Origin of the sequence: Aliiroseovarius pelagivivens (assembly GCF_900302485.1) — a bacterium.
GTDB lineage: Bacteria > Pseudomonadota > Alphaproteobacteria > Rhodobacterales > Rhodobacteraceae > Aliiroseovarius > Aliiroseovarius pelagivivens.
Genome location: NZ_OMOI01000002.1, coordinates 41,959 through 67,566, shown reverse-complemented (window position 1 = coordinate 67,566; position 25,608 = coordinate 41,959). Strand labels below are relative to the sequence as shown.

The 25,608-nt window shown below is 58.1% G+C and carries 28 protein-coding genes and 1 tRNA gene; 20 read left to right on the top strand and 9 right to left on the bottom strand.

What is annotated here, in order from left to right:
• Window positions 1-9 precede the first annotated feature (9 nt).
• Window positions 10-1,608: a phosphoenolpyruvate carboxykinase gene (locus tag ALP8811_RS12495; protein ID WP_108857603.1), complete on the bottom strand. Its 1,599-nt coding sequence runs from the start codon at window positions 1,606-1,608 to the stop codon at window positions 10-12.
• A gap of 370 nt (window positions 1,609-1,978) precedes the next feature.
• On the opposite strand from ALP8811_RS12495, the gene ALP8811_RS12490 reads away from it, so the two are divergent.
• The 7 genes from ALP8811_RS12490 (at window position 1,979) to ALP8811_RS12460 (ending at window position 7,538) form a co-directional block, all read left to right on the top strand.
• On the top strand, window positions 1,979-2,683 hold the full coding sequence (locus ALP8811_RS12490; protein WP_108857602.1) for a response regulator transcription factor: 705 nt from the start codon (window positions 1,979-1,981) through the stop codon (window positions 2,681-2,683).
• Between the two features lie 5 nt (window positions 2,684-2,688).
• Window positions 2,689-4,524 carry a sensor N-terminal transmembrane domain-containing protein gene (locus tag ALP8811_RS12485; RefSeq protein WP_370738904.1) on the top strand — a complete coding sequence of 612 codons (1,836 nt, stop codon included), beginning with the start codon at window positions 2,689-2,691 and terminating at the stop codon, window positions 4,522-4,524.
• Window positions 4,521-4,964: an HPr kinase/phosphorylase gene (locus ALP8811_RS12480; RefSeq protein WP_108857601.1), complete on the top strand. Its 444-nt coding sequence runs from the start codon at window positions 4,521-4,523 to the stop codon at window positions 4,962-4,964. Before ALP8811_RS12485 ends, ALP8811_RS12480 begins: the two co-directional genes overlap by 4 nt.
• Window positions 4,965-5,045: 81 nt before the next feature.
• Window positions 5,046-5,954, top strand: coding sequence for an RNase adapter RapZ (gene rapZ, locus ALP8811_RS12475; protein WP_108857600.1), 909 nt, complete (start codon window positions 5,046-5,048; stop codon window positions 5,952-5,954).
• Between the two features lies 1 nt (window position 5,955).
• Window positions 5,956-6,348, top strand: coding sequence for a PTS sugar transporter subunit IIA (locus ALP8811_RS12470; RefSeq protein WP_108857599.1), 393 nt, complete (start codon window positions 5,956-5,958; stop codon window positions 6,346-6,348).
• A 6-nt stretch (window positions 6,349-6,354) separates the two neighbouring features.
• The gene (locus tag ALP8811_RS12465) at window positions 6,355-6,627 is read left to right on the top strand and encodes an HPr family phosphocarrier protein (protein ID WP_108857598.1); all 273 of its coding nucleotides are present in this window, start codon (window positions 6,355-6,357) and stop codon (window positions 6,625-6,627) included.
• A gap of 29 nt (window positions 6,628-6,656) precedes the next feature.
• Window positions 6,657-7,538, top strand: coding sequence for a lysophospholipid acyltransferase family protein (locus tag ALP8811_RS12460; protein ID WP_108857597.1), 882 nt, complete (start codon window positions 6,657-6,659; stop codon window positions 7,536-7,538).
• Window positions 7,539-7,588: 50 nt separating this feature from the next.
• Here ALP8811_RS12460 and ALP8811_RS12455 read toward each other — a convergent pair whose 3' ends face one another.
• Window positions 7,589-8,464: a 3-hydroxybutyryl-CoA dehydrogenase gene (locus ALP8811_RS12455; RefSeq protein WP_108857596.1), complete on the bottom strand. Its 876-nt coding sequence runs from the start codon at window positions 8,462-8,464 to the stop codon at window positions 7,589-7,591.
• A gap of 194 nt (window positions 8,465-8,658) precedes the next feature.
• Between ALP8811_RS12455 and ALP8811_RS12450 the strand changes: the two genes are divergently transcribed.
• Window positions 8,659-9,486, top strand: coding sequence for a DUF6473 family protein (locus tag ALP8811_RS12450; protein ID WP_108857595.1), 828 nt, complete (start codon window positions 8,659-8,661; stop codon window positions 9,484-9,486).
• 53 nt (window positions 9,487-9,539) lie between these two features.
• Here the strand turns inward: ALP8811_RS12450 and ALP8811_RS12445 are convergent, their stop codons facing one another.
• Window positions 9,540-10,466 carry an electron transfer flavoprotein subunit alpha/FixB family protein gene (locus ALP8811_RS12445; protein WP_108857594.1) on the bottom strand — a complete coding sequence of 309 codons (927 nt, stop codon included), beginning with the start codon at window positions 10,464-10,466 and terminating at the stop codon, window positions 9,540-9,542.
• Window positions 10,466-11,224: an electron transfer flavoprotein subunit beta/FixA family protein gene (locus ALP8811_RS12440; RefSeq protein WP_108857593.1), complete on the bottom strand. Its 759-nt coding sequence runs from the start codon at window positions 11,222-11,224 to the stop codon at window positions 10,466-10,468. Before ALP8811_RS12440 ends, ALP8811_RS12445 begins: the two co-directional genes overlap by 1 nt.
• A 224-nt stretch (window positions 11,225-11,448) precedes the next feature.
• On the opposite strand from ALP8811_RS12440, the gene ALP8811_RS12435 reads away from it, so the two are divergent.
• A complete protein-coding gene (locus tag ALP8811_RS12435) occupies window positions 11,449-11,928 on the top strand; it encodes a GyrI-like domain-containing protein (RefSeq protein WP_181363767.1) in 480 nt (159 codons plus the stop codon).
• A gap of 49 nt (window positions 11,929-11,977) precedes the next feature.
• Here the strand turns inward: ALP8811_RS12435 and ALP8811_RS12430 are convergent, their stop codons facing one another.
• The 4 genes from ALP8811_RS12430 to ALP8811_RS12415 all read right to left on the bottom strand — a co-directional run bounded on the left by ALP8811_RS12430 (window position 11,978) and on the right by ALP8811_RS12415 (window position 14,345).
• Window positions 11,978-12,550 carry a cob(I)yrinic acid a,c-diamide adenosyltransferase gene (locus tag ALP8811_RS12430; protein ID WP_108857591.1) on the bottom strand — a complete coding sequence of 191 codons (573 nt, stop codon included), beginning with the start codon at window positions 12,548-12,550 and terminating at the stop codon, window positions 11,978-11,980.
• Window positions 12,550-12,753, bottom strand: coding sequence for a twin transmembrane helix small protein (locus ALP8811_RS12425; RefSeq protein WP_108857590.1), 204 nt, complete (start codon window positions 12,751-12,753; stop codon window positions 12,550-12,552). Before ALP8811_RS12425 ends, ALP8811_RS12430 begins: the two co-directional genes overlap by 1 nt.
• A gap of 73 nt (window positions 12,754-12,826) precedes the next feature.
• On the bottom strand, window positions 12,827-13,657 hold the full coding sequence (locus tag ALP8811_RS12420; RefSeq protein ID WP_108857589.1) for an SDR family NAD(P)-dependent oxidoreductase: 831 nt from the start codon (window positions 13,655-13,657) through the stop codon (window positions 12,827-12,829).
• A gap of 112 nt (window positions 13,658-13,769) precedes the next feature.
• Window positions 13,770-14,345, bottom strand: a complete 576-nt coding sequence (locus ALP8811_RS12415) for an SH3 domain-containing protein (RefSeq protein ID WP_108857588.1) — start codon at window positions 14,343-14,345, stop codon at window positions 13,770-13,772.
• A 130-nt stretch (window positions 14,346-14,475) separates the two neighbouring features.
• Here ALP8811_RS12415 and parC point away from each other — a divergent pair, with 130 nt between their 5' ends.
• The 5 genes from parC (at window position 14,476) to ALP8811_RS12390 (ending at window position 21,384) form a co-directional block, all read left to right on the top strand.
• Complete coding sequence (parC, locus tag ALP8811_RS12410) at window positions 14,476-16,809, top strand: DNA topoisomerase IV subunit A (protein ID WP_108857587.1); 2,334 nt, start codon at window positions 14,476-14,478, stop codon at window positions 16,807-16,809.
• Window positions 16,810-16,815: 6 nt separating this feature from the next.
• Complete coding sequence (locus tag ALP8811_RS12405) at window positions 16,816-17,991, top strand: DUF898 family protein (protein ID WP_245924655.1); 1,176 nt, start codon at window positions 16,816-16,818, stop codon at window positions 17,989-17,991.
• Complete coding sequence (locus ALP8811_RS12400) at window positions 17,988-19,163, top strand: M48 family metallopeptidase (RefSeq protein ID WP_108857586.1); 1,176 nt, start codon at window positions 17,988-17,990, stop codon at window positions 19,161-19,163. Before ALP8811_RS12405 ends, ALP8811_RS12400 begins: the two co-directional genes overlap by 4 nt.
• Window positions 19,164-19,360: 197 nt before the next feature.
• Window positions 19,361-20,536, top strand: a complete 1,176-nt coding sequence (gene tuf, locus ALP8811_RS12395) for an elongation factor Tu (RefSeq protein WP_108857569.1) — start codon at window positions 19,361-19,363, stop codon at window positions 20,534-20,536.
• Between the two features lie 254 nt (window positions 20,537-20,790).
• Window positions 20,791-21,384, top strand: coding sequence for an NYN domain-containing protein (locus ALP8811_RS12390; RefSeq protein WP_245924654.1), 594 nt, complete (start codon window positions 20,791-20,793; stop codon window positions 21,382-21,384).
• A gap of 66 nt (window positions 21,385-21,450) precedes the next feature.
• On the opposite strand, the gene ALP8811_RS12385 is transcribed toward ALP8811_RS12390, so the two are convergent.
• The gene (locus ALP8811_RS12385) at window positions 21,451-22,290 is read right to left on the bottom strand and encodes a hypothetical protein (protein WP_108857585.1); all 840 of its coding nucleotides are present in this window, start codon (window positions 22,288-22,290) and stop codon (window positions 21,451-21,453) included.
• Between the two features lie 102 nt (window positions 22,291-22,392).
• On the opposite strand from ALP8811_RS12385, the gene ALP8811_RS12380 reads away from it, so the two are divergent.
• The 6 genes from ALP8811_RS12380 (at window position 22,393) to rplK (ending at window position 25,608) form a co-directional block, all read left to right on the top strand.
• Window positions 22,393-22,468 (top strand) — tRNA-Trp (locus ALP8811_RS12380).
• Window positions 22,469-22,558: 90 nt separating this feature from the next.
• Window positions 22,559-23,218: a DUF1007 family protein gene (locus ALP8811_RS12375; protein ID WP_108857584.1), complete on the top strand. Its 660-nt coding sequence runs from the start codon at window positions 22,559-22,561 to the stop codon at window positions 23,216-23,218.
• Entirely contained in the window at window positions 23,206-24,126 is a 921-nt protein-coding gene (locus ALP8811_RS12370) for a nickel/cobalt transporter (protein WP_108857583.1), read from the top strand. Before ALP8811_RS12375 ends, ALP8811_RS12370 begins: the two co-directional genes overlap by 13 nt.
• 69 nt (window positions 24,127-24,195) lie before the next feature.
• Window positions 24,196-24,387: a preprotein translocase subunit SecE gene (gene secE / locus ALP8811_RS12365; protein ID WP_108857582.1), complete on the top strand. Its 192-nt coding sequence runs from the start codon at window positions 24,196-24,198 to the stop codon at window positions 24,385-24,387.
• A 155-nt stretch (window positions 24,388-24,542) separates the two neighbouring features.
• On the top strand, window positions 24,543-25,076 hold the full coding sequence (nusG, locus tag ALP8811_RS12360) for a transcription termination/antitermination protein NusG (RefSeq protein ID WP_108857581.1): 534 nt from the start codon (window positions 24,543-24,545) through the stop codon (window positions 25,074-25,076).
• A gap of 106 nt (window positions 25,077-25,182) precedes the next feature.
• Window positions 25,183-25,608, top strand: a complete 426-nt coding sequence (gene rplK / locus ALP8811_RS12355) for a 50S ribosomal protein L11 (RefSeq protein WP_108857580.1) — start codon at window positions 25,183-25,185, stop codon at window positions 25,606-25,608.

The window sequence follows — 25,608 nt, the reverse complement described above, 5'->3', positions numbered from 1 at the left end:
ATGTTCGGCTTACCCGATGGCGACGGCTTTCACGTCATCATCAATGTCGCCTTCATACTGAACGAAGTTGTCCGAGAACATCTTGACCAGCTTGGCAGCCTGCGCGTCATAGGCAGCAGCGTCCTGCCATGTGCGGCGCGGATCCAGAAGCAGATCGGCAACGCCTTCCACTTTGACCGGAACCTCGAAGCCAAAGTTTGCGTCCTTGCGGAACTTGGCTTCAGCCAGCGACCCGTCCAAAGCGGCGGTCAGCAGGGCGCGGGTGGCGCGGATCGGCATACGCGAGCCGGTGCCGTAAGCACCACCGGTCCAGCCGGTGTTTACCAGCCAGCAGGTTGCGCCGTGCTTGGCGATCTTGTCACGCAGCAGTGCGCCATACTCGGCCGGGCGGCGCGGCATGAAGGGTGCGCCGAAGCAGGTCGAGAAGGTCGGCTCGGGCTCGGTCACACCTTTTTCGGTGCCAGCCACTTTCGAGGTGAAGCCCGACAGGAAGTGATACATAGCCTGTGCCGGCGTCAGACGCGCGATCGGAGGCAGAACACCAAACGCATCACAGGTCAGCATGATGATGTTCTTCGGGTGACCACCGATAGCGGTGTCCGAAGCGTTGGCAATGTAGTGCAGCGGGTAGGCGCAACGCATGTTGGCCGTCAGGCTGTCATCTTCAAAGTCCAGTTCCTTGGTCTCTTCGTCATAGACCATGTTCTCGATCACAGTCGCGAACTTCTGGGTCGTGGCGTAGATTTCAGGCTCGGCTTCAGCCGACAGGTTGATGGTCTTGGCATAGCAGCCACCTTCGAAGTTGAAGGTGCCGGTGTCCGACCAGCCGTGCTCGTCATCGCCGATCAGCGTGCGCTCGGGATCTGCCGACAGGGTGGTTTTGCCGGTGCCCGACAGGCCAAAGAAGATGGCGGTGTCGACCGGGTTGCCAGTGGCGTGGTTGGCCGAGCAGTGCATCGGCATGATGCCTTTCTCAGGCAGCATGTAGTTCAGCAGCGTGAAGACCGACTTCTTGTTCTCGCCTGCGTATTCGGTGCCGCCGATCAGGATCAGCTTGCGGTCGAAGTTCAGCGCGATCACCGTTTCCGAGCGACAGCCGTGACGCTGGGCGTCGGCCAGGAAGGTCGGGCAGTTGATGATAGTGAATTGGGGGTCGAACTCGTCCAGCTCGTCACGGTCGGGGCGACGCAGCAGGTGACGGATGAACAGGTTGTGCCAAGCCAGTTCCGAAACCACGCGCACATCCAAACGGTGTGCCGGGTCGGCGCCACCGAAAAGGTCCTGAACATAATAGTCCTTGCCCTTCATGTGCTCCAGCATGTCCTCGTACAGGACGTCGAATTTGGCCGGATCCATCGGCGGGTTGTTTTCCCACCAGATGTGCGGCTCGACGCTGGGAGTCTTGACGACAAATTTATCCTTGGGAGAACGGCCCGTGTGCTTGCCGGTCTCGACCAGGAAGGTCCCGCCTTGTCCAAGCTTGCCCTCGCCGCGGCCCAGTGCGGCTTCGATCAGAGCTGGCTCCATCAGGTTGTAATAGACATTTCCCAGCCCGGAGATGCCTTGATCTTCCAAGCGGCGCGCTGGGTTTACCCGTCCAGTGGTCATTTATTTGCTCCTGTCGCCGGTCCGTCTGTTGTCCCCGGCGTATCTGTTTCACATGAGAGCGCAGAGAAACCCCTACACGCCAACCCTCATGTGAACGAGGGCCGGTGACCGGCCTATAGCACGACTGCTTTCTGATGGAACAGTACGCATTGTCGCGTTAGCGCAAGCAAGCCTGTGTTTGCGCAATCAAAAAGTTTCGTATGCGAAATAAACACCAGATACATTCGCGTTGATTTCCGAGTGGCGACGTAAGAAAGCTGCGTAGCTCGGTCCCGAATCGTAATTCTCAGTTGATTCGGCACTTAGAACGCGAGAAGATATACGCTAGAGTTCAAGAACAAACGTAGCTCGAGCAGTGCGAGGAAGCCCAATGTCCAGGATTGCCTTGGTCGACGATGACAGAAATATTCTGACTTCAGTATCTATTACGCTTGAAGCCGAAGGGTTCGAAGTCGAGACCTATAACGACGGTCAAAGCGCGTTGGACGCCTTTGCCAAGCGCCTTCCAGACCTTGCGGTCTTTGACATCAAAATGCCCCGCATGGACGGGATGGATCTGTTGCAACGTGTGCGGCAGAAGACCTCGACCCTGCCGGTGATTTTCCTGACGTCGAAAGATGACGAAATTGACGAAGTGCTGGGCCTTCGAATGGGTGCAGACGACTATGTTACCAAGCCCTTCAGCCAGCGCCTTCTGGTCGAACGCATCCGCGCGCTTTTGCGCCGGCAAGAAGTGATCGCAAGCGACGACGCCGGAGAAGTCGAAGATGGGCGTGTCATGGAACGCGGCGAACTGCGTATGGACCCCCTTCGGCATGCCGTGACTTGGAAAGGGCAGGATGTATCCCTGACCGTCACCGAATTTCTGTTGCTACAGGCCTTGGCCCAGCGGCCCGGTTTCGTGAAAAGCCGCGATCAGCTGATGGATGTGGCCTATGATGATCAGGTCTACGTAGATGACCGAACCATCGACAGTCACATCAAGCGCCTTCGCAAGAAGATGCGCTCGGCTGATTCAGATTTCTCGGCCATCGAGACGCTTTATGGCATCGGATACCGTTACAACGAAGAATGACGCGCATGCTGTTTGCATCTGGCCGGAAGCGTAAGCGCTCGAAGGCCCGAAAGACCCCGTCTGAAAGTCATGTTGAACTGGGAGAAGACTGGATGTCTCCTCAGGATGATGACTATGACGAGATGTTTCAGGACGTGAAGGTCGAACGCGGGCTGATCTCGATCAACCGGTCACCGCTTGCGCGCAAGATCATCACCTTCAATCTGCTGGGGCTGGTGATTCTGGTTGCGGGCGTTCTGTACCTCAATCCGTTTCGTGACAGTCTTTTGTTCCAGCGCGAACGCGGTCTGGTGGTCGAAGCCGAACTGATTGCCGATGTGTTCGAGGCCCAATTGGCACAGGTCGAGGAAACCACGCGGATTGTCGAAGAAACACTGTCTGAAGCTGCGGACGGAGACACCGGCGAAAGTGAGGTCGAACAGAAGACGATCGAGACACTGGAAACCGATCTTAACGACACAGCGCCTTCTGATTTCGCGAAGACCTTGTCGAACTTGCACTTGCCTGTTGGGCTTGAAGTGTTCGTCTTTGATGACACTGAAACGCTTCTGGCGACTTCGGTTGGACGAGATCGGGGGGAAGCCACCCCAGTTGATGGACTTCAACGCGATATCGGGTCGACGGTGATCACGGACCTGCTGAACACGGTTTGGGAGGCCACTTCGGGTTTCGCAGATACCGGGCGCGGGCTTGAGCAGCCGTTGGATACGGAAAGCATGGCGCGCAGCCTGTATTTCCGCGCGATGCTGGGGGCCACACAGGTGGCAAACGGCGTTGATCGCAACGGGGGCACCGTCTTTTCCGTGGCAACACCCATTCTGCTGGACGGGTCTCCCACAGGGGTGGTTGCGATCACCAGTGCAGCTGGCGAGCTTGATTTGCTTGTCCGTGCCGAGCGTGAACAGCTTTTACAGATGTTCGTCATCGCCATATTGGTGTCGATCGGCCTGAGCCTTGTGCTGGCGTCGACCATCGCCAACCCGCTGTCGGATCTGGCGACAGCTGCCGAGCTAAGCGGCGAAAACGATCCGCGTAACGTCAAGACGCGCCGCGTTCGCATTCCTGATATGACTGGTCGCCCTGACGAGATCGGGCGCCTGTCTGGTGCGCTGCGCGGCATGGTGACGGCGCTTTATGATCGCATCGATGCAAACGAGCAGTTCGCCGCGGATGTTGCGCACGAGATCAAGAACCCGCTGGCCAGTTTGCGGTCGGCCGTGGGTACGCTGCGTCTGGCAAATAAGGAAGAGCAGCGAGAGCGGCTTTTGGATGTCATTGAACATGACACACGACGCCTGGACCGTCTGGTCAGCGACATCTCGAACGCATCGCGTCTGGACAGCGAGCTGGTCCGCGAAGAAGAGGAAGAGTTCGATCTTTTGCGGATGTTGCGCAGCCTGTCGGACTATCTGGGTGGCGAGGCGCAGAACAAGGGCGTCGATTTCATCACCGACCTGCCCAAGAATCCGATCATGACCAGCGGGCTTGAAGCACGTCTGGCGCAGGTGTTCGTCAATCTGATCACCAACGCGCTGAGCTTCTGCGAAAGCGGAGACGCCATTCGCGTCTGGACCCGTCGCCGTGAAAACCGCGTGCTGGTGGTGGTTGAAGACACCGGCCCGGGGATTCCTGATCAGGCGCTGGGCAAGATCTTTGACCGGTTCTATTCCGAGCGTCCACAGAACCAATTCGGCAACAATTCCGGTCTGGGGCTAGCGATCTCGAAACAGATTGTCGAGGCGCATGGCGGGGTGATCTGGGCTGAAAACATCCGGCCCACCGATGCCGATCTGACGTCTGATCCACTGGGTGCCCGGTTTGTGGTTGGGCTGCCCGTATGAGCGACGCCTCCGTCATCGCCCGCTATCACGCGACAACGGTGGCAGTTGGTGATGCGGCGGTGATGATCACCGGCCCGTCAGGATCAGGGAAATCCGCATTGGCGTTGGAACTGATCGGGCTGGGGGCTCAGCTTGTGGCCGATGACCTGAGCCAGATCGTAATGCAGGAAGGGGCTCCTTTCGTGATTGCCCCTCCAGAGATGCCCGGCGTGATCGAGGCGCGCGGCGTGGGCTTGATCAACGTACCGCATTGCACCAAGGCCCAACTGCAGCTTGTGGTGGATATGGGGCAGATCGAAATGTCTCGTTTACCCTCTTCGCAGGCGGTCACAAATGTTAACGGTTGCGAGATCGAATGCCTATTTCGCGTCGACGCACCTTATTTCGCAATTGCTGTCTTCAACCTGTTGCGTCACGGTCGCCACGCGGCCGCACAATAAGATGGCCGGACTTTGGTCCGCTTCTGAATTGCGTTATATGCGTCGCACGCTTAGCGAGACGCCAGTTCTAAAGGAATGGCAATGACGGATGGTAAGACAAAAACTGAACAGAAGATTGTGCTGGTTACCGGTCCGTCGGGGGCTGGTCGCACCACCGCGATCCGCGTTCTGGAAGACATCGGATACGAGGTCATCGACAATCTGCCACTGTCCCTGATTGATCGTATGCTGTCCGGCCCTGCGCTGACGCGCCCTTTGGCGCTGGGTGTGGATGTGCGCAACCGCGACTTCTCGACCGAGATGCTGTTGCAGGTGATCGAAGACCTGCGCGAAGATGACGGCTTCGAGGTCGAAGTCCTGTATATGGATTGCTCGCAGGATGTGCTGGTGCGCCGGTATTCGGAAACACGCCGCCGCCACCCGCTGGCCCCTGATGAAACACCCGAGCTGGGCATCACCCGCGAGATCGAGCTGCTGGTCCCGATCAGGGGGCGCGCGGACGTGTTGATCGATACGTCCGACCTGTCGCCCCATGATCTGAAAGACGAAATCATGCGCTGGCTGTCGGTGTCCGGCGCGGAAGAGCTGGCCGTATCGGTCCACTCGTTTTCCTATAAGCGCGGAGTGCCGCAGGGGTTGGACATCGTGCTCGACGCACGCTTCCTTCGTAATCCCCATTGGGAGCCCGCCCTGCGCGCGTTGGATGGGCGCAGCAGTGAAGTTGCGGGCTATGTCGCCCAGGATCCGCGCTTTAATCAGTTCTTCGATCAGGTGCAGAATCTGGTCGAATTTTTGATCCCGGCCTTCGGTGAGGAAGGCAAAGCACACCTTTCGATTGGGTTTGGCTGCACCGGTGGTCAACATCGCTCTGTTGCCCTAGCGGAAAACTTAGCAAAGTCGCTTGCAACTAAGGGGTGGCAGGTGTCAATTAGACACCGGGAATTGGAACGCCGCGCCGGGACAGCAGCGGCATCAACATCGAGGGTTTAGCGTGATCGGTATAGTGATCGTCGCGCATGGCGGGCTTGCAAACGAATATCTGGCAGCGGTCGAACATGTGGTCGGCAAGCAGCCGGGTATGCGTGCTATTTCAACAGCCGCAGAATGTGATCGCGATGACAAGCGGGCCGAGATCTCGGCCGCCGCGGACAATGTAGATCAGGGCGATGGTGTAGTGATCGTGGTGGACATGTTCGGCGGGTCACCCGCCAATCTGTCGCTTCCTGCCTGCTGCAAATCTGACCGCAAGATCCTGTATGGCGCGAACCTTCCCATGTTGCTGAAACTGGCAAAAACCCGCCATCTGTCGGTCGAAGCCTCGACGCAGAAAGCACTGGCCGCAGGTCGAAAGTATATTGACTGCATTGATGTGAGCGAGGATTGACACGCGATGAGTACGAACCGAGAGCTTGAGATTATCAATGTGAAAGGTCTGCATGCGCGGGCCTCGGCTAAATTTGTCGACACAGTTGAAAATCATGATGCCCGTGCGCGTGTGTCCAAGGATGGACTAGACGCGGATGGAGATTCGATTATGGGTCTGCTGATGCTGGCGGCCTCGCAAGGGACAAGCATTCAGGTCGAAACATCTGGACCGCAAGCGGTCGAGCTGATGAACGCGCTTGAGGCGCTGGTGGCTGACAAGTTCGGCGAAGGCATGTAAGCCCGACCAAAGGGCAAAGGTGAACGAACGTGACGCATGAAGCGGAGACCCATACGGCGCAGGCCGATCCGACTGCTTCGGTCGCTCAGCAATACGACCGGCGGAGCCTGACCTATTCCAATTCGTTCAACAATCCTCTGCAGGGATTGATCATTCGTACGATTGAATGGGTGACCGGAAAACTCACAATCCTGCGCATGGTGCGCAAGCTGGAACGCCGTGGCGCGCCCAAGGGTCAGGCTTTCTGGGGGGCGTGTCTGGATGTGATGGGGGTGCAGGTGCAGACCCCGGACGACCAGCTTGCCAATATTCCCGCCGAAGGCCCGGTCGTAGTGGTGGCCAATCACCCGCACGGCCTGACCGATGGAATGGTGCTGGCCGAGATGATTGGCCGTCGTCGGAATGATTATCGCATTTTGTCGCGCTCGGTTCTGGATGGGTTGGACGAGGTTGCCTCGTCCTACATGATCCCGGTACCTTTCCCGCATGACCCCGATGCGCAAAAGAAAATGGTCGAGATGCGAGCCGAGGCCATGGCCTTTTTGAAGCAGGGCGGGCTGATCACCCTGTTTCCGTCAGGTGTGGTTGCATCGTCCGATACCCTGATGGGACCCGCGATCGAGCGGGAGTGGAGCGTTTTCACAGCGCAGCTGATCCGCCGGTCAGGTGCACGCGTTGTGCCGATCTTTTTCCCCGGCGCCAACACGCGCTGGTACCAGATGGCCAACCGCCTGTCCGCTACGATGCGTCAGGCACTTTTGCTGCACGAGATTGTCAAAAGCTGCAATCGCCCGATTGCCCCTGTGGTGGGTGAGGCACTTACGGACGAGGAAATGGCCACGCTGCAATCGGACCCGCGCGGGTTCATGACATGGCTTCGGGCGCATACGCTGGCACTGGCAAACAAGTGACATGAAAAAAGGCCCCAGTGGGGCCTTTTGATTTTGGGACTGACGGTTGTTTATCTCGTCGGGACTGGCGCCTCGCCGCGATAGTCATAGAACCCGCGTCCGGCCTTGCGCCCGACCCATCCGGCCTCGACATACTTCACAAGCAGCGGGCAGGGGCGGTATTTGGTGTCCGCCAGCCCGTCATGCAGCACGTTCATGATCGCCAAGCAGGTGTCCAATCCGATGAAGTCACCCAGCTCCAGCGGGCCCATCGGGTGGTTGGCACCCAGTTTCATCGATGCGTCAATCGACGAGACCGAACCGACGCCCTCGTAAAGTGCATAGCAGGCTTCGTTGATCATCGGAATCAGGATGCGGTTCACAATAAAGGCCGGATAATCCTCGGCGCTGGCGGCGGTCTTGCCCAGCTTTTCCACCACGGCCAAACAGGACTGATAGGTGGGTTCGTCGGTCGCGATCCCGCGGATCAGCTCGACCAGTTTCATCAGGGGCACCGGGTTCATGAAATGGAACCCCATGAAGCGTTCCGGGCGGTCAGTGCCACTGGCCAGACGTGTGATCGAAATTGAAGAGGTGTTCGAGGTCAGGATCGTGTCGGGCGACAGATGCGGCAAAAGCGTATCAAAGATCTGCTTTTTGAGGGATTCGTTCTCCGATGCCGCTTCGATGACCAGATCGCTCGGGCCAAGATCGGGCAGCGACAACGTGGTGCTGATCCGCCGCATCGCGTCATCCATTTCTTGCGCCGTGATTTGCTCGCGCGAGACCTGACGATCCATGTTCTTGGAGATACGAGAGATGGCGGCATCCAGACTGTCTTGGCTGATGTCGTTCAGGCGAACCTCGTATCCGGCAAGGGCCAGAACATGCGCGATGCCGTTACCCATTTGCCCGGCGCCAACAACGCCCACTGTCTCGATGCTCATATGTCATTCCTTCTGGTCACGCCGCATAGGCATGACCCTGCGTTACGTCTGGTTATGAACAGACTATGCGCCGCGCGGATGCAGGTGCAAGGGTTAAGCGGGTTTGAAGGAAACATCGCGCATTTTAGGATTAGCAAATTGACAAGACTTTGGGCCGACACTGCTTTTCGGGTGAATAAAAAGGAGTGGGTGGCATGGCATATGACATTCTTGGCAAAGGGGCGTTGGACTATTTTCCATGCCGCTACAAAACGTCGAAAATTCTGTTCCGGGGTCCAAAACGCGATCTGAGTGGGCCCTATGTGGCGGTCTTAGGTGGAACCGAAACCTATGGCCGGTTCATGGAACATCCCTATCCCGAATTGCTTGAGGCTGATCTGGGGCGTGTGGTGGTGAATTTCGGCTGCCCGAATGCAGGGCTGGACGTGTTTTTGCATGATCCGATGCTGTTGAAGCTATGTAATAGTGCCACAGACATCGTGATTCAGCTGCCGGGTGCTCAGAACCTTTCCAATCGGTTCTACGCGGTCCACCCGCGCCGGAACGACCGTTTTCTTCGCGCTTCAAGCATGTTGAAATACCTTTATCCCGAGCTGGATTTCACGGATTACCACTTTACGCGACATCTTCTGGGCGCGCTGCAATCCACCTGCGGGCAACGGTTTGACGTGGTGCGGAAAGAACTGAAGCAGGCATGGGTTGGGCGCATGAAAGGTTTGCTGTCGCGGCTGGACAAGCGCGCGACGCTGGTCTGGATGTCGGACCATTCGATCGGGGATCAGGCAAATGATGCATTGGGGTCGGACCCTCTGTTCGTGGATCGTGACATGGTCGAGGATGTGCGCCCCTTTGTGCGTGATCTGGTCGAAGTCGTGCTGACACCTGACGAGATTGCAGTCGGGCAACAGGGGCTTGTGCATTCCGAGATGGACGTCGCTGCCGCCCATATGATGCTGGGCACGCTGGCACATGAACGGGCGGCGAGGAAGCTGTTGGACAGCCTATCGAACCACAGGCTTTAAAAAGAAAAGGCCCGCCAAACAGGCGGGCCTTTCGTGTCTCATGCGATGTCCGATTAGACAGCGTCGGTCAGGGCCGGCACAGCTTCGAACAGGTCGGCAACAAGGCCGAAATCGGCAACCTGGAAGATCGGCGCTTCTTCGTCTTTGTTGATCGCAACGATGATCTTCGAGTCCTTCATACCAGCCAAGTGCTGGATGGCGCCCGAGATACCCACGGCGATGTACAGTTCCGGAGCAACAACCTTACCGGTCTGACCAACTTGCAGGTCGTTCGGGGCATAGCCCGAGTCAACTGCTGCACGCGATGCACCAACAGCGGCGCCCAGCTTGTCAGCCAGTTTCTCGATCAGAGCGAAGTCGTCTTCCGAGCCAACGCCACGGCCACCCGAAACAACAACGCCAGCCGAGGTCAGCTCGGGGCGGTCGCTTGCGGCAACTTTGTCTTCAACCCATTCCGACAGGCCGGGGTTGTCTGCAGCGCTGATGGCCTCAACGGCAGCTGAACCACCTTCGCCAGCGACGTCAAAGGTCGACGTCCGGAAGGTGATGACCTTCTTGGCGTCCGACGACTTGACGGTTTGCATGGCGTTGCCAGCATAGATCGGGCGCTCAAAGGTCGCGCCGTCTACAACAGCGGTCACGTCCGACAGAACCATCACGTCCAGCAGCGCGGCAACGCGCGGCATAACGTTTTTGGCGTCGGTAGTGGCCGGAGCAACAATGTGTTCGTAATCGCCAGCCAGCGATACGATCAGGGCTGCGGTCGGTTCGGCCAGGCGGTGACCCAGCGATGCGTCTTCAGCAACCAGAACCTTGGCCACGCCGTCGATCTTGGCAGCGGCTTCACCGGCAGCGGCGGCAGATGCGCCAGCGGCCAGAACGGTTACGTCACCCAGAGCTTTCGCAGCGGTAACAGCCTTGGCGGTGGCGTCCAGCGCCAGTTCACCATTGGTAACTTCAGCAAGAAGTAGAACAGCCATTATACAGCCCCCGCTTCCTTGAGTTTCGATACAAGCTCGTCAACCGAGCCAACGATGATGCCAGCGGCGCGTTCTGCCGGCTCCGAGGTCTTCACGATCTCGAGGCGCGGGGTCACGTCAACGCCGTAATCAGCCGGGGTCTTTTCGTCCAGCGGCTTCTTCTTGGCTTTCATGATGTTCGGCAGCGACGCATAGCGCGGCTCGTTCAGGCGCAGGTCAACGGTAATGATGGTGGGCATCGAAACCTTGATGGTCTGCAGACCGCCGTCTACTTCGCGGGTCACAACGGCGTTGTCGCCATCGATGTCCAGCTCGGACGCAAAGGTGCCTTGCGACCAGCCCAGCAGGGCCGACAGCATCTGGCCGGTAGCGTTCATGTCGTTGTCGATGGCTTGCTTGCCCGCCAGAACGATGCCCGGCTGCTCTTCTTCAACAACTTTGGCCAGGATCTTGGCAACGGCCAGCGGCTCGATGTCTTGGTGCACATCTTCAGCGGCGTTCACCAGAATGGCGCGGTCTGCACCCATGGCCAAAGCCGTGCGCAGCGTTTCCTGAGCCTGCTTCACGCCGATGGACACGACGACGATCTCGTCAGCTTTGCCGGCTTCTTTCAGGCGGATGGCCTCTTCGACGGCGATCTCGTCAAAGGGGTTCATCGACATTTTTACGTTGGCAAGATCGACACCGGATCCGTCCGCTTTCACACGAACCTTCACGTTGTAGTCGATCACGCGCTTCACAGGCACAAGCACCTTCATCAGCGGTATCTCCCAGTTATGCCCACAAGGGGCGGTAATGCTCTCGCGACACGTTTAACGAAATGCTGCAAATGAAAACAGAGCAAAATCGTCACGTCCGGGTCCGCAGACGTCGCGTTCTTTCGTTTTGACGGGGATTCTTTGCAAGAATGTTGCCGGGTCAAGGAGTTTGCCATGGCGCTTAGGGAAAGGCATCCTGAATGGGGAATCACAGGAGGTCCGCAATGGCACAGTCTGAAATCATCGAACTTGTTCACGCGCCATCCCGTATCATCGCAGGGCGATCGGGCAGGTATTCGATGGAAACGCGCAACCAGATCCCGGGTCTTTGGCAGCAATTCTTTTCCGACCCGCCCGAGATCGAGAACGTGATTGAAGGTGCATTTTATGGGGTATCGTATGGGATGACCCCAACTGGGGAGTTCGACTATGCCGTGGGGCTTGAGGTGCCATCAACCGTGGAAGCTCTGCCAGCTGGTTGTTGTCATGTCACCCTGTCCGAAGGTGATTATCTGGTCCTGCGCACCTTTGGGCCCGTCTCAGACCTGCCGCGTCAGTTTGATCGTGTGTTCAGTGAGCTGATGCCAGCAAAGGCGATGGCCCCACGCGAAGGCGCGGTGTTCGAGCGTTATCCTCATGATGACCGCAATACACCCGAGGCTATGGCCTACGAAATCTGGGCACCTGTACAGGCAAACGACTAACGATTCGCCCTTTCGGTCAGCACAATGCCCATTGGGCATTGCACTGCTTTCAGCGGTTCGCGCCTGGAACCCACAGCACATCGGCTTTGCCGCCGTCGTTCGAGACGCGGGCGGCGACGAAGCACCAGTCGGACAGGCGGTTCAGGTATTTGACCGCGACCGGGTTCACGTCTTCTTGGGTGGCCAGATCGGTCGCCAGACGTTCAGCGCGGCGAGACACCGTGCGCGACAGATGCAGGTGGGCGGCGAGGGCCGAGCCTCCGGGCAGGATGAAGCTTCGCAGCGGTTCCAGCGCCTTGTTCATCACGTCGATTTCGGCTTCCAGACGGTCCACCTGTTCTTGCGCCATACGCAGCGGTGGGTATTCGGACTCGGCGTCTTTCGCCATGTCAGGGCGGCAGAGGTCTGCGCCCAGATCAAACAGGTCGTTCTGAATGCGGGCTAGTGCGGCGTCCATGTCGCCATCGGCGTGCAGTCGTGCCATCCCGATGGTCGCGTTGGTTTCGTCCACGGTGCCATAGGCTTCCACCCGCGCGTCATGCTTCGGACGGCGCGAGCCATCACCCAAGGCGGTTTCGCCCTTGTCGCCGGTCCGCGTGTAAATCTTGTTCAGAACTACCATCAGTTTCCTCCACGCAGCCAGACGAACAGCAAGATCAACGCAATGGCCACAGCCTGTGCCCCGATCCGCCAACGCATCAATCGGTTCGAATGTTTGTGGGCCACTTTGCCCCCGACGCCAAACGACCCGATGCCCAGCATCAGGATGACCAGAACGGCAGCGCAGGACAGCACTACGAGTATGAACAGGGGATCGTCGGCCATGATCTTTCTTTCCTTGGTTTCGGGTGTCAGATAGCCCTATTTCCCCCGCTTTGCGAGGGGCATTTGGGCGCACTTAGCCGTTAGGCGTCAGCCGATCCCCCACACGCGTGGACAGGATGCGCTTGGCAACGCCCGCGATGTAGGTGGCCGTGGTGACGTAATAACGCGGTTTGGGCTTAGGGTGCTCTAGCGCGTGGATCAGCTTCTTCGTCACTGCAGACGGGGGCAGTTCGAACGTGTCCAGATCGCCGCTGTCGTCATACAGACGTTCGCGCAGTTTGGCATAGAGGTTCCGGCGCGGGCTGTTTTCCCAGTCGATCCAACGCTCGAAATGCGGTTGGGCGTTTTCGCGGATCTTTGTCGTGACGGGGCCGGGTTCGATCAGGATGATGTCAATCGGCATGCCGCGCATCTCAAGGCGCAACGTATCCATCAGTCCTTCCAGTGCGAACTTGGTCGAGACATAAGCCCCGCGCCATGGCAGCGCGGCAAAGCCCAGAACGGACGAGTTGTGGATCACCCGTCCGTGCCCCTGCTTGCGCATCACGGGCAGGAGCAGTCGGGTCAGGTGGTGATAGCCGAAGAAATTGGTCTCAAAAATGGTGCGTAGGGCGTCGGTGGGCAGATCCTCGACCGCGCCGGGGATGGCATAGGCACCGTTGTTGAACAGCGCGTCCAGCGTGCCACCGGTGCGCGACAGGATCTCGGCGACGGCGGCATCCATGCTGGCCTCGTCCGCGTGGTCCAGACGAAGGCTTTCCAGCCCCTCGCCGCGCAGCTGTTCGCAATCTTCTTCCTTGCGGCAGGTGGCAAAGACGCGCCAACCACGGTTGGCCAGCGTGTGCGCCGCGTCATAGCCAATACCGGAGGAACATCCGGTGATTAGGATGGATTTCTGGGTCATGTGTGTCTCCTGGCTCGCCCGGAATGGGTACGGGTTGGCCACTGCGGGGGTCAACAAAAAAAGAGGCGCCACAAAGGGCGCCTAGTGGAACTCATGAGGAAGGGACCGCTTATCAGAGTTGCGGCTTCAGGAATCTCGATGCAATGAACCCGCGCTTGCCGGTGTCGACCACTTTGATCTGGCTCCAGCCATCGTCGGTCTGGCCGGTTTCAATCACCTCGGTGCCGCGGGTTAGTTTGCTGACCACACCATGCCCGGTCGAGGGACCGCCACGCATGTTCACCGTGCTGCCGCTGACAAAAAGGGTGGGGAACCCGGTGTTGTCTGCAGTCGCTTCAGGTTCAGGAATGATCGGGGCTGGCGCGCTGGCCGCCATTAGGCGCGCGGCCGCCTCTGCCTGCGCGGCAGGGCTGGACGGATCGCCAGTAACAGCAGCGGCTTTGATCACCATGCCAGTGGCGGAATTTGATGTGTCAGGCACGGTAGCACTTGGTGCGGTGGCCAAAACAGGAACCACAGCAGTTTCAGGAGTTTCGGCAAGCTTGGCAGACACGGCAATGATGCTGTCTTGCGGAACGCTTGGTTCGCGGCCGATCCGATCGGTTGGCAGACCGGTGTCTCGACCGTAATGCATCATGGCAGCGCCCATCACGCCAGCCGTTAATAACGACATTCGAATAATACCCATAGTATCCCCCTTAAATCGTCACCAGTTAACATCTCGTAATCAAAAATATCGCGGGGAATGTAATATGAATTTCCCCCGGAAACCCGCTTGGCAGCTTTACGCGAGTCGTCCTCAAGGATACACCAAACGCATGAATGATGTAACTGACAATCCCGAGAGCAATGGCAACGAGCTGGCCGAACCGCTGCGCCGTGCCATTGGTGATCGTTATCTGACCTATGCGCTGTCGACGATCATGCACCGTGCTTTGCCCGATGCACGCGATGGTTTGAAACCGGTGCACCGTCGTATCCTTTATGCGATGAGCCGTCTGAAGCTGGTATCGAACGGTAAGTTCCTGAAATCGGCAAAAATTTCTGGCGATACGATGGGCGACTTCCACCCGCATGGGGACGCCGCGATCTATGACGCGATGGCGCGTTTGGCACAGGATTTTGCGGTGCGTTATCCGCTGGTCGACGGGCAGGGGAACTTCGGGAATATCGACGGAGATAACCCAGCTGCCAGCCGCTATACAGAAGCGCGTATGACCTTTGTCGCCGAGGCGATGTTGCAAGGGTTGGACGAGAATGCCGTCGACTATCGCGATAACTATGATGGTCGCCTGACCGAGCCGGTTGTTTTACCGGCAGAGTTTCCGAATCTGTTGGCCAACGGTTCATCGGGCATTGCCGTGGGGATGGCGACCAACATCCCGCCGCATAACATCTCGGAACTGATCGACGCCTGCCTGCATCTGATCAAGACGCCGGACGCGCGGGACGACACGCTTCTGAACTATGTGCCCGGCCCGGATTTTCCGACGGGCGGCGTGATTGTCGAACCCAAGGATAGCATCGCCAACGCCTATCGCACGGGCCGTGGCTCGTTCCGTCTGCGCTGCAAGCACGAGATCGAGGATCTGGGCCGTGGCCAATGGCAGATCATCGTGACCGAGATTCCCTATCAGGTTCAGAAATCCAAACTGATCGAGAAGATTGCCGAGCTGATCCAGACCAAGAAGGTTCCGATTCTGGGTGATATTCGCGATGAAAGCGCCGATGATGTGCGCATCGTCTTGGAGCCCAAATCCAAGAATGTCGATCCCGAGCTGCTGATGGGGCTGATGTATCGCAACTCGGACCTAGAAACGCGGTTCAGTTTGAACATGAACGTGCTGATCGACGGGGTGACGCCGAAGGTCTGTTCTATGAAGGAAGTGCTGCGCGCCTTCCTTGATCACCGCCGTGATGTGCTGGGGCGCCGCTCGCGTCACCGTATGGACAAGATTGACCACCGTCTTGAGGTGCTGGAAGGTTTCATCGTTGCTTTCCTGAACCTTGACCGCGTGATCGACATTATCCGCTATGATGACGACCCCAAAGCCGCCCTGATGCGCGAGGACTGGGGCATCGAACATGTCCGTGCCATGTCGGAAGATGACTATGTCAGCCCCGCACCGGGGGATGGCGAGCTGTCCGAGGTGCAGGCCGATGCGATCCTGAACATGCGCCTGCGCAGCTTGCGCCGCCTTGAAGAAATCGAGCTGGTGCGCGAGCGGGACAAGCTGATGGAAGAGCGTGCATCGCTTGAGGATCTTCTGGACAGCGAAGACCTGCAATGGAGCAAGATTTCCGAGCAGCTGAAAGAATCGAAAAAGCTGTTTGGCAAGGACTTCGAAGGGGGCGCACGTCGCACCCAGTTCGCCGAAGCAGGCGAGGTCGAAGAGGTGCCGCTGGAAGCCATGATCGAGCGCGAGCCGATCACCGTGGTCTGCTCGCAGATGGGCTGGATTCGCGCCATGTCGGGCCATATCGACCTGACCCGCGAGTTGAAATTCCGCGATGGCGACGGTCCGCGTTTCGTGTTCCACGCTGAAACCACCGATCGTCTGTTGGCTTTCGATTCAAACGGCAAGTTCTTCACCATTTCCTGTGCCAACCTACCGGGTGGGCGCGGCATGGGCGAACCTCTGCGCTTGATGGTCGACCTGCCGAACGAGGCCGAGATCGTGGATCTGTTCATCCATCAACCAGACCGCAAGCTGTTGGTCGCCTCGAACGAGGGCAACGGGTTCATCGTCAATGAAAGCGATGTTCTGGCCCAGACCAAGAACGGCAAGCAGGTGCTAAACGTAGGTGACGCGACCGCAAAAATCTGTGCGCCCGTCACGGGGGATCACTTGGCGATTATCTCGGAAAACCGGCGCCTGCTGGTCTTCCCGATTGCCGAGATCAACGAGATGACGCGCGGCAAGGGTGTTCGGTTGCAGAAGTACAACTCGGCCCGTGGCAAGCAAGGGATCCTGGAGCTGGATGGCGGTCTGTCGGATGTGAAGACCTTCAATCTGGAAGAGGGCCTGTCCTGGCCCGCCACTGGGGACCGCACCCGCACCGAAAGCGATATGTCGCCGTGGTTGGGTAAACGCGCCGGCGTTGGTAAAGCACCGCCGCACGGCTTCCCGCGCAACAACAAGTTCGAGTGATCCGGTGTGCCTCCCAGTTCTCTGACGATTTCATATGCGGGTGAAAAGGGGCCAGTCTTCTGGCTGGCCCTGCGCACCAGCATCCTGACGGTTCTGACCCTTGGGTTCTATCGTTTCTGGGCCAAGACCCGATTGCGCCGGTATTACTGGAGCGCCATTCGACCCGGTGGCGCGCCGCTGGAATATGTGGGCGATCCGCTAGAAAAGCTGCTGGGCTTTCTGGTCGCGGTGGTCTTCATGGCCTTTTACATCGGGGTCGTGAACCTGATCCTGATGTATTTCAGCTTTGCGCTGCTCAATGCCAACTTCGCCGCCTATGCGCTTAGCTTTTTGGGTCTGACCCCGATCATCTTTTTCGCCCAGTATCGCGCGCGTCGCTATATTCTGGCCCGCACCCGTTGGCGCGGCATCCGCTTTGGGCTAGAGCCCGGGGCGTGGGGGTATAGCTGGCGGTCGATGATCCACTGGGCCCTGACGATCTGCACGCTGGGCCTAACGTGGCCGCTGACCACGCTTTGGCTGGAAAAATACCGGGTCTCGCGCACGTTCTACGGCGATCAGCGCTTTGTTCAGGGTGGCTCAAAAGGGCTGCTGTTTGGCGCGATGCGGCATGTATACTATGCCATCGGTTTGGGCGCGATCGCCGGGCTGATGCTTTATCTCTACGAAAACCCAGCTTGGATAGTGCTGTTTGTGTTGTCCGGGTCGTGGCTTATCTATGGGCTGGCCTATTGGCGGGCTGAAAGCTTCAAGCGCATGACCGATGCCAAGCAACTGGGCGAGATGCAGTTCACGGCCAAGCCGCGCCCTTTGCGGATCATCGGGATCTATGCGCTGGGCGGGCTGGTGTTGAACATTGTCCTGTTTGGCCTGTTTTTTGCCCTGCTCATGGTGTTCGCGTTTATAGCCGGGACCGCGGATATCGAGAACATTAACCTAGACCTGCTGGAAAGTGGCGGTACGGCCTTTCTGCCGGTCGCACTAATGGCCTATTTCCTGCTTCTCACGCTGACTCGCGCCATAACCCACGCATGGATCACTTTGCCCTTGGCGGAACACTTTGCCGAAGTGACCGAAATCGTGAACACGCAGAACGTCGCGCAGATCATCCAACGCGACCGAGATGAGTTTGCCGAGGCTGAAGGCTTTGCCGACGCTCTGGATGTGGGGGCTGCGATATGACGGGGCAGGACGTGGATTGGGTCTTTGCTGATCTGGCACAAGGCGAACGCGCCCATCTGACCCGCGTGCAGGTCGCCTTTCACCCAGAGGCGCTGGTTTTGGGGATGCCCAGCGGTGAACAGGTCACTTGGAACTGGAACAATCTGCGTCGATTGCCCGATCAGGCTGACCGGCGCGTCATGGTGTTGTCGCGCAAAGGTGACCCACTTACACGCCTCTATTTGACGGATCAGGCGGCACAGAAATTCGTGACGCAACACGCCAGATCGCTGCGCAAGCGCGACCGTGCAACACCCCTGTCCAAAGTGGCGCTGTGGGCAGGTGGGGCCGTGGCGTCGGTCGCCGCGATCATCTTCCTTCTGGTCCCGCTTATGGCGACCCAGCTGGCCGAGATCCTGCCGCCCGAGGGCGAAAAGGCACTGGGCGACACCACATTTGAACAGATCCGAACCGCGCTTTCCCAGACCGGGTTCGAGGATCGACTTAGGATTTGTGATGACCCGGTGGGTTCAGCCGCGATGCAAGCCATGTACACGCGGCTGAACCCGGATGCGGACCTGCCCTATGATGTTCAGATTCACATTCTGGACCACCCGATGGTCAACGCCTTTGCCTTACCCGGCGGGCGACTTGTCTTCTTCCGGGGGCTTTTGGAAGAGGCGAATGGCCCCGACGAGGTTGCCGCCGTTCTTGCGCACGAGATCGGGCATGTAGTCTATCGCGACCCAACCCGCGATGCGCTGCGATCAGCCGGGTCGCTTGGGGTGCTGGGGCTTCTGTTCGGGGATTTCGCGGGCGGCACCGTCGCCCTGTTCATTGCCAATCAGCTGATCAATGCGTCCTACAGTCAGGCGGCCGAGGCACGGGCCGATGACTATGCCCACGAGCTGCTTGAAAAGGCGAATATCTCGCCCGTGGCGCTGGGCACGTTCTTTGAGCGTTTGTACGAAGAACACGGGGATGCCGAGGGGATCGTGGCTCATCTTGCCTCGCATCCGCAGATGGCAGATCGTATTTCAGCCGCGCAGGCAGCGGTCGATCCGAACCGCGATTATGATACGATTCTGGATGCGCAAACGTGGCGGGATCTACAGACGGCTTGTGGTGGCCAGGGTAACCATTCGTCCAGCATAGTTGCGCCTGATAAAAAGCCATGGTCGCGGACAGAGTAGGCACTTCTCGGTGTGGATGGCCAAGTCATTGGCAATCCGACGAAAAAACAGATGACGCGTTTTGTTGTCGCGGGATTGTAACATTTCCTTGCCCCGGAACGCACGCAAGCCTTGATTTTCTTTCGCCAAAGCTTTAGCTAGCGCGCGATATTGAACCACGGGGTCAGTGACCCCCCCAGACACGAGGCGTAGTGCTCATGGCTAAGGAAAAGTTTGAACGCGGTAAACCGCACGTTAACATCGGCACGATCGGTCACGTTGACCACGGCAAGACGACGCTGACGGCTGCTATCACCAAATTCTTTGGTGACTTCAAAGCATACGACGAGATCGACGGTGCGCCGGAAGAGAAAGCTCGCGGCATCACCATCTCGACTGCTCACGTTGAGTACGAGACCGAGAACCGTCACTATGCGCACGTTGACTGCCCCGGCCACGCCGACTACGTCAAGAACATGATCACCGGTGCGGCCCAGATGGACGGCGGCATTCTGGTTGTGAACGCAGCTGATGGCCCCATGCCTCAGACCCGCGAGCACATCCTGCTGGCACGTCAGGTTGGCGTTCCTGCACTGGTTGTTTTCATGAACAAAGTTGACCAGGTAGACGACGAAGAGCTGCTCGAGCTGGTTGAGATGGAAGTTCGTGAACTGATGAACGAATACGACTTCCCGGGCGACGACATGCCGATCATCGCGGGTTCCGCGCTGGCCGCCATGGAAGGCCGTGACAACGCAATCGGTGAAGACAAAATCCGCGAGCTGATGGCTGCTGTGGACGAGTACATCCCGACCCCGGATCGTCCGGTTGACGGCGACTTCCTGCTGCCGATCGAAGACGTGTTCTCGATCTCGGGCCGCGGTACTGTTGTGACCGGCCGTGTTGAGCGTGGCGTAGTGAATGTTGGCGACACCATCGAGATCGTTGGTATCAAAGACACTCAGACCACCACCTGTACCGGTGTTGAAATGTTCCGCAAGCTGCTTGATCGCGGTGAAGCAGGCGACAACGTTGGCGTTCTGCTGCGCGGTATCGACCGTGAAGCTGTTGAGCGTGGCCAGGTTCTGTGTAAGCCGGGTTCGGTTAACCCGCACACCAAGTTCGAAGCCGAGGTCTATATCCTGACCAAGGAAGAGGGCGGCCGTCACACGCCGTTCTTCGCGAACTACCGTCCGCAGTTCTACTTCCGTACCACCGACGTGACCGGTACTGTTGAGCTGCCTGCTGGCACCGAAATGGTCATGCCGGGCGACAACCTGAAGTTCAACGTTGAACTGATCGCTCCGATCGCCATGGAAGAGAAGCTGCGCTTCGCTATCCGTGAAGGCGGCCGTACCGTTGGTTCGGGTGTTGTCTCGAAGATCATCGACTAAGAACGCCCAGCGTTCTTAGTGCGAGAGCCTAGAGATACAGAAGATATGAAAAGGCCTCCCGTGTGGGAGGCCTTTTTGCTTTTGCAGCAGGCAACTCACACAGCAAATCCCGAGCTAAGAATGTAGATCATTGACGGGGCGTCCACAGGCGCGTGTACTTGCGTTGTTTTCGCAAATACCTGATGCACCACTGTTGATTTCTTACCGGCACTTCAATTTAAGCGTGTCAGGTTAAAGTTAAGTCGGACAAGATTGTGCAGAAACTCGTATTGATTTTTCTCTATAGCGTCGTGGTGTTTTCCGGCCTTTTCACCGTCGCCACACTATTTCATTCCGACTGGTCAGATTTTCTGATCCTTGCAGCCTCTGTATGTGCTGCAAGTTTGTTTCTGCTTCTGAAGCTTCTGGCACCTCGAATTGGGCGGGCATCCCGCGCGACAACACGGGTCGTCGTTGATGGTTCGAATGTGCTGTATTGGAAAAATAACACCCCCGATCCAGAGCCTCTTTGCGATGTTGCGCATCGTCTACAGGAACTCGGATACGCACCGCATATCTTTTTCGATGCGAATGCTGGTTATCTTTTGGTGGGCAGATACTTGGGCGACCGTGAGTTTGAAAAAGTGTTAGGCCTGCCCCGAGGTTTAGTAACCGTCGTGCCCAAAGGTACGATTGCGGATCAAGAGATTCTTCGCGCTGCCCTCAAATACAAATGCCAGATTGTAACCAACGATCGCTACCGGGATTGGGCAGAGCAATACCCGAACGTTAAACAGCCAGGTTTCCTGCAAACGGGAAGATACAGGTCAGGTGAACTTGTTCTGACACTAGAGCCGGTTCCAGCATAGCCCACCCAAATCTCGCGATATGGACGCCGCTGTGTGGGCGCCATCTGGGCCTCGACTGATATACCCTTAAAACTTCCGAACGAAGTGTTTGGCGCGGTCGGCATCTGGGTGCTTTTCCAGCGTCCAGATCTGTTCGGCCATGGGTTTTACGACATCGAAACCGGCTTCGATCATGCGGCGGCGTGCACGTCGCAACAGGCGAAGGCGCTCGTCATGGGCAATCGGGGCGACGGCCGCCCGATCCAGCGCAGCGTCATCAATCTGTTTGGTGTTCAGGAAAACCATCGTGTGTCCCGGAACGCAGGCCACCGGGGTAAAATAGTCCGCCAAAAGCTCCATCTGGATGGCGATCCACGGCAGGCGCCAGAACAGATAGTCCTGCTGCACGACCAGTGATTGACCGGGGATCAGAGACGGAAAGAAAACGCGCGACATCGTATCCATGTTCTGAACGGTTTTCGACGCGTCCATCACCAAGATCTCGATCGGGCCATTTTCCCAGGATTGGGTTTCGATCTGGCCTGGGTAAAGCGAGGTACGCTCGGTCCATGGCGTCAGAAGGTCAATTGCCAGATCCAGAATGTTGCTGCCATCAAAGGGGGCGATGCCCTGCGCATAAAGGATGTGGGCCTTTACTTCTTCATTCGCACGGAACCGATCATAAGCATGGATCAGGCCTGTGTGGCCAGCGTGCTGGTGACCGGCTGCCAACCGGGCTGTTGACCCACCAGCAAAGCATCCCAGATCAACGACGGCACCATCGCCCTGCATCCATTCAGACGTGGCCCAGAAATAGAACTGTTGTTCTTCTGGCGCCAACATGGTCGGCACCGTCGAAGCCTGCATCAGCAATGCAGGATCGAGCGCTTTCCATGGGGTGTCTTTGAATATTGCCGGATCGGTCATTCGTGGGGCCTGTTTTTGGGGTTAGGTGAAAGATAGCACCAAAAATGTCAATGAAAGCTCTTGATAATCCCGGCGTGCTGGCATAATCGCTGTCTCGGTCATAGGGGTATAGCTCAGTTGGTAGAGCGACGGTCTCCAAAACCGTAGGTCCCGGGTTCGAACCCTGGTGCCCCTGCCACCACCTTCAGAAAATTGATGACCCAGCGATGCCCCGCTTAACGATCCGGCGGCTGTTGTCGCTGTGCATTGTCCGCGCTACATCCGTGGTATGAGATCATTGCGCCCGACCCTTCTGTCTATACCGATCATTGCAGCCACGGCACTGCCTTTGGCCAGCCATCCGCACGTCTTTATTGATGCCGGAGCGAATCTGCTGTTCGACGATGCGGGGCAACTGGCTGCAGTGCGTGTGTTCTGGGCCTATGACGAGTTCTATTCCCTGCTGCTGGTCGAAGATAACGGCTTGGATGCTGATGGGGATGGCACGCCCGAGCAAGCCGCGCTGGATGCCTATGCAGGGCAGGATGTAGACTGGGCGGCAGGATTTCCGGGGGATCTGTATCTGCAAGACAAGGGTTCCGACGTTGCGCTGCTTGGTCCGGTCGAACACGGGATGCGGTACGAAGACGGGCGTGTGATCAGTTGGCACATCCGCCCACTGGAAACCCGCGTGTCGGTCGGGGCGGAACCGCTGTTGGTGCAGATCTATGACCCCACTTTTTTCGTTGCCTACGATGTGCGTCTACCGGTCACCGTTAAAGGCCCCGAAGGCTGCACAGTCGAGCACATACCCGCCGATTTGAATGCTGCCTATGACAAGGTGGAAAGCCTGCTCTATGGCCCGGACAGTGTCGAGTATTCGGACGATAGCTATCCCGAGGTGGGCGACCTGTTTGCCGATCAACTGCTGCTGACATGCTCCGAGTAATCTCGATCCTGTCGCTTGCGATACTGGTGGTCGGCGTTGCGCTTTGGGCCACCGGCGCGCTGGATGGTGTGTCGGCTTGGGCGGCGGATTGGCAGCGGCAGGTGCAGACCTCGATGGCGCGGGGACTGCGCGCGCTGAGGGCAGGGGAGCCGGGCGCGCTGGCCGCGCTGCTGGCGATCTGCTTTTCCTATGGGTTCTTTCACGCGGTTGGGCCGGGGCATGGCAAGGTGTTGATCGGGGGCTATTCTTTGGCCTCGAAGGCGACCATGTGGCGGATGTCTCTGGTGGCGCTGCTGTCTTCGCTCGCGCAGGGGCTCAGCGCCATCGTGCTGGTGTTTGCCGGTGTGCTGGTCCTGAACCTGACACGCCAGCAAATGGTCGGACTGGCCGAGGATTGGTTTGCCGATGCGAGCTATGCGGCCATTGCGTTAATTGGCCTCTATCTGCTGCTACGCGGGGCACGGAAGCTGTTGCGTGTGACCCGAGCACAGACGCCGTCGCACGACCACGACCACGAGCATCACCACGGACACACCCATTGCCACGACTGCGGCCACGCCCATGCACCGGGCCTGCATGATGTGGAAGCCGCTGGGAACTGGCGCGAGCTGGCTGTCCTGATTGCAGGGGTCGCCATTCGACCCTGTACTGGTGCGCTATTCCTTCTGGTGCTGACATGGCAGATGGGATTGGTGTGGCAGGGCATTCTTGGCGTAGCGGCCATGGCGCTTGGTACCGCCAGCGTGACCGTATTCACCGCCTTGGTGGCCGTGGGTCTGCGTGGCGGGCTGTTGGCGGGGATTCTTCAAGGTGGTGGCAGCATGGCCGCTCGCGCTGTTCCGATGCTGGAAATTGCGGCGGGCGCGCTGGTAATTATCGTTGCTTTGGGGCTTTTAGGCGTGGTTTGACGCACAAGGCTTGAAAACCCCGTGCGCATTGCGTAATTGACCGCCTATCATATGAAAGGCCGAGAACAGATGACCAATCCGTTGCAATTCATCCAGCAAGTGCGCGCCGAGGTGTCCAAAGTCACCTGGCCGACCCGCCGTGAGGTTCTTTTGACCACCGGCATGGTCTTCGTGCTGGCCGCTCTTACGGCATTGTTCTTTTCGCTTGTGGATCTTGGCATCCGCAGCGGTCTGTCAGCAGTGCTGGGCTACTTCGGCTAACACACCGTCTTTGCCCTTGAAATGAGCGTGTTTCAGGGGTAGTTCGGGCATCACTTCGGGACGGGCGTGCGGCGAATCAAGTTGCACGCCGATTTTTTGTTCCCGGAAACAGAATTTGAAATGTCCCTTCGGGGCGCAGGAATGCAGAGGCTGACATGGCGAAACGGTGGTATTCGGTAAGCGTGCTGTCGAACTTCGAAAAGAAGATCGCAGAAGCAATCCGTGCTTCGGTCGAAGAAAAAGGTCTTGAGGACCAGATCGACGAAGTACTGGTGCCGACCGAAGAGGTCATCGAAGTGCGTCGCGGCAAGAAAGTCCCGACCGAGCGTCGCTTCATGCCGGGTTACGTGCTTGTCCACATGGAAATGTCGGACGAAGGCTATCACCTGATCACTTCGATCAACCGCGTGACCGGTTTCTTGGGCCCGCAAGGCCGCCCGATGCCGATGCGTGACGCCGAAGTTCAGGGCATCCTGGGCCGCGTCGAAGAAGGCGCCGAAGCACCGAAGCTGCTGATCAGCTTCGAAATCGGCGAGAAGGTTTCTGTCGTCGACGGTGCCTTCGAAGGCTTCGACGGTCTGGTCGAGCATGTGGACGAAGAAGGCCAGCGCCTGAAGGTTGCTGTGTCGATCTTTGGCCGGGAAACCCCGGTCGAACTGGATTACACGCAGGTCTCGAAGCAGGGCTGACGTGTTGAGAACGTGGGAGGGGCGGTGATCGCGATCACCAATCCAGACCGCGGCAATAAGAAGGCAAAGGGACGCGTCCCCGAGCTGTTGTTAAAGGAGAAGCCAAATGGCTAAGAAACTAGCTGGCACGATGAAACTGCAGGTTCCTGCAGGTCAAGCCAACCCCAGCCCGCCCGTCGGCCCCGCACTGGGTCAGCGCGGCATCAACATCATGGAATTCTGTAAGGCGTTCAACGCTAAGACACAGGATCTGGAGCCCGGCGCACCGTGCCCGACCGTGATTACCTATTATCAGGATAAGTCCTTCTCGATGGACATCAAGACGCCCCCCGCGTCGTATTTCCTGATCAAAGCTGCTGGTCTTAAGTCGGGTGCAAACAACCCCGGCCGCGAAACCGTTGGTTCGGTCACTGCTGCTCAGGTGAAAGAAATCGCCGAAGCAAAAATGAAAGATCTGAACGCAAACGACATCGACGCTGCGATGCAGATCATCCTGGGCTCGGCCCGCTCTATGGGCATTGAGGTGAAGTAA

Excerpts from the sequence above, each read along its gene's own strand:
- rplK (WP_108857580.1), top strand. The coding sequence starts at position 25,183 with ATGGCTAAGAAACTAGCTGGCACGATGAAACTGCAGGTTCCTGCAGGT.
- nusG (WP_108857581.1), top strand. The coding sequence starts at position 24,543 with ATGGCGAAACGGTGGTATTCGGTAAGCGTGCTGTCGAACTTCGAAAAG.
- ALP8811_RS12495 (WP_108857603.1), bottom strand. The coding sequence starts at position 1,608 with ATGACCACTGGACGGGTAAACCCAGCGCGCCGCTTGGAAGATCAAGGC.
- ALP8811_RS12490 (WP_108857602.1), top strand. The coding sequence starts at position 1,979 with ATGTCCAGGATTGCCTTGGTCGACGATGACAGAAATATTCTGACTTCA.
- ALP8811_RS12435 (WP_181363767.1), top strand. The coding sequence starts at position 11,449 with ATGGCACAGTCTGAAATCATCGAACTTGTTCACGCGCCATCCCGTATC.
- secE (WP_108857582.1), top strand. The coding sequence starts at position 24,196 with ATGACCAATCCGTTGCAATTCATCCAGCAAGTGCGCGCCGAGGTGTCC.
- rapZ (WP_108857600.1), top strand. The coding sequence starts at position 5,046 with ATGACGGATGGTAAGACAAAAACTGAACAGAAGATTGTGCTGGTTACC.
- ALP8811_RS12400 (WP_108857586.1), top strand. The coding sequence starts at position 17,988 with ATGACGGGGCAGGACGTGGATTGGGTCTTTGCTGATCTGGCACAAGGC.
- ALP8811_RS12440 (WP_108857593.1), bottom strand. The coding sequence starts at position 11,224 with ATGAAGGTGCTTGTGCCTGTGAAGCGCGTGATCGACTACAACGTGAAG.
- ALP8811_RS12450 (WP_108857595.1), top strand. The coding sequence starts at position 8,659 with ATGGCATATGACATTCTTGGCAAAGGGGCGTTGGACTATTTTCCATGC.
- tuf (WP_108857569.1), top strand. The coding sequence starts at position 19,361 with ATGGCTAAGGAAAAGTTTGAACGCGGTAAACCGCACGTTAACATCGGC.
- parC (WP_108857587.1), top strand. The coding sequence starts at position 14,476 with ATGAATGATGTAACTGACAATCCCGAGAGCAATGGCAACGAGCTGGCC.
- ALP8811_RS12385 (WP_108857585.1), bottom strand. The coding sequence starts at position 22,290 with ATGACCGATCCGGCAATATTCAAAGACACCCCATGGAAAGCGCTCGAT.
- ALP8811_RS12375 (WP_108857584.1), top strand. The coding sequence starts at position 22,559 with ATGAGATCATTGCGCCCGACCCTTCTGTCTATACCGATCATTGCAGCC.
- ALP8811_RS12465 (WP_108857598.1), top strand. The coding sequence starts at position 6,355 with ATGAGTACGAACCGAGAGCTTGAGATTATCAATGTGAAAGGTCTGCAT.
- ALP8811_RS12480 (WP_108857601.1), top strand. The coding sequence starts at position 4,521 with ATGAGCGACGCCTCCGTCATCGCCCGCTATCACGCGACAACGGTGGCA.
- ALP8811_RS12455 (WP_108857596.1), bottom strand. The coding sequence starts at position 8,464 with ATGAGCATCGAGACAGTGGGCGTTGTTGGCGCCGGGCAAATGGGTAAC.
- ALP8811_RS12445 (WP_108857594.1), bottom strand. The coding sequence starts at position 10,466 with ATGGCTGTTCTACTTCTTGCTGAAGTTACCAATGGTGAACTGGCGCTG.
- ALP8811_RS12425 (WP_108857590.1), bottom strand. The coding sequence starts at position 12,753 with ATGGCCGACGATCCCCTGTTCATACTCGTAGTGCTGTCCTGCGCTGCC.
- ALP8811_RS12370 (WP_108857583.1), top strand. The coding sequence starts at position 23,206 with ATGCTCCGAGTAATCTCGATCCTGTCGCTTGCGATACTGGTGGTCGGC.
- ALP8811_RS12420 (WP_108857589.1), bottom strand. The coding sequence starts at position 13,657 with ATGACCCAGAAATCCATCCTAATCACCGGATGTTCCTCCGGTATTGGC.
- ALP8811_RS12415 (WP_108857588.1), bottom strand. The coding sequence starts at position 14,345 with ATGGGTATTATTCGAATGTCGTTATTAACGGCTGGCGTGATGGGCGCT.
- ALP8811_RS12485 (WP_370738904.1), top strand. The coding sequence starts at position 2,689 with ATGCTGTTTGCATCTGGCCGGAAGCGTAAGCGCTCGAAGGCCCGAAAG.
- ALP8811_RS12430 (WP_108857591.1), bottom strand. The coding sequence starts at position 12,550 with ATGGTAGTTCTGAACAAGATTTACACGCGGACCGGCGACAAGGGCGAA.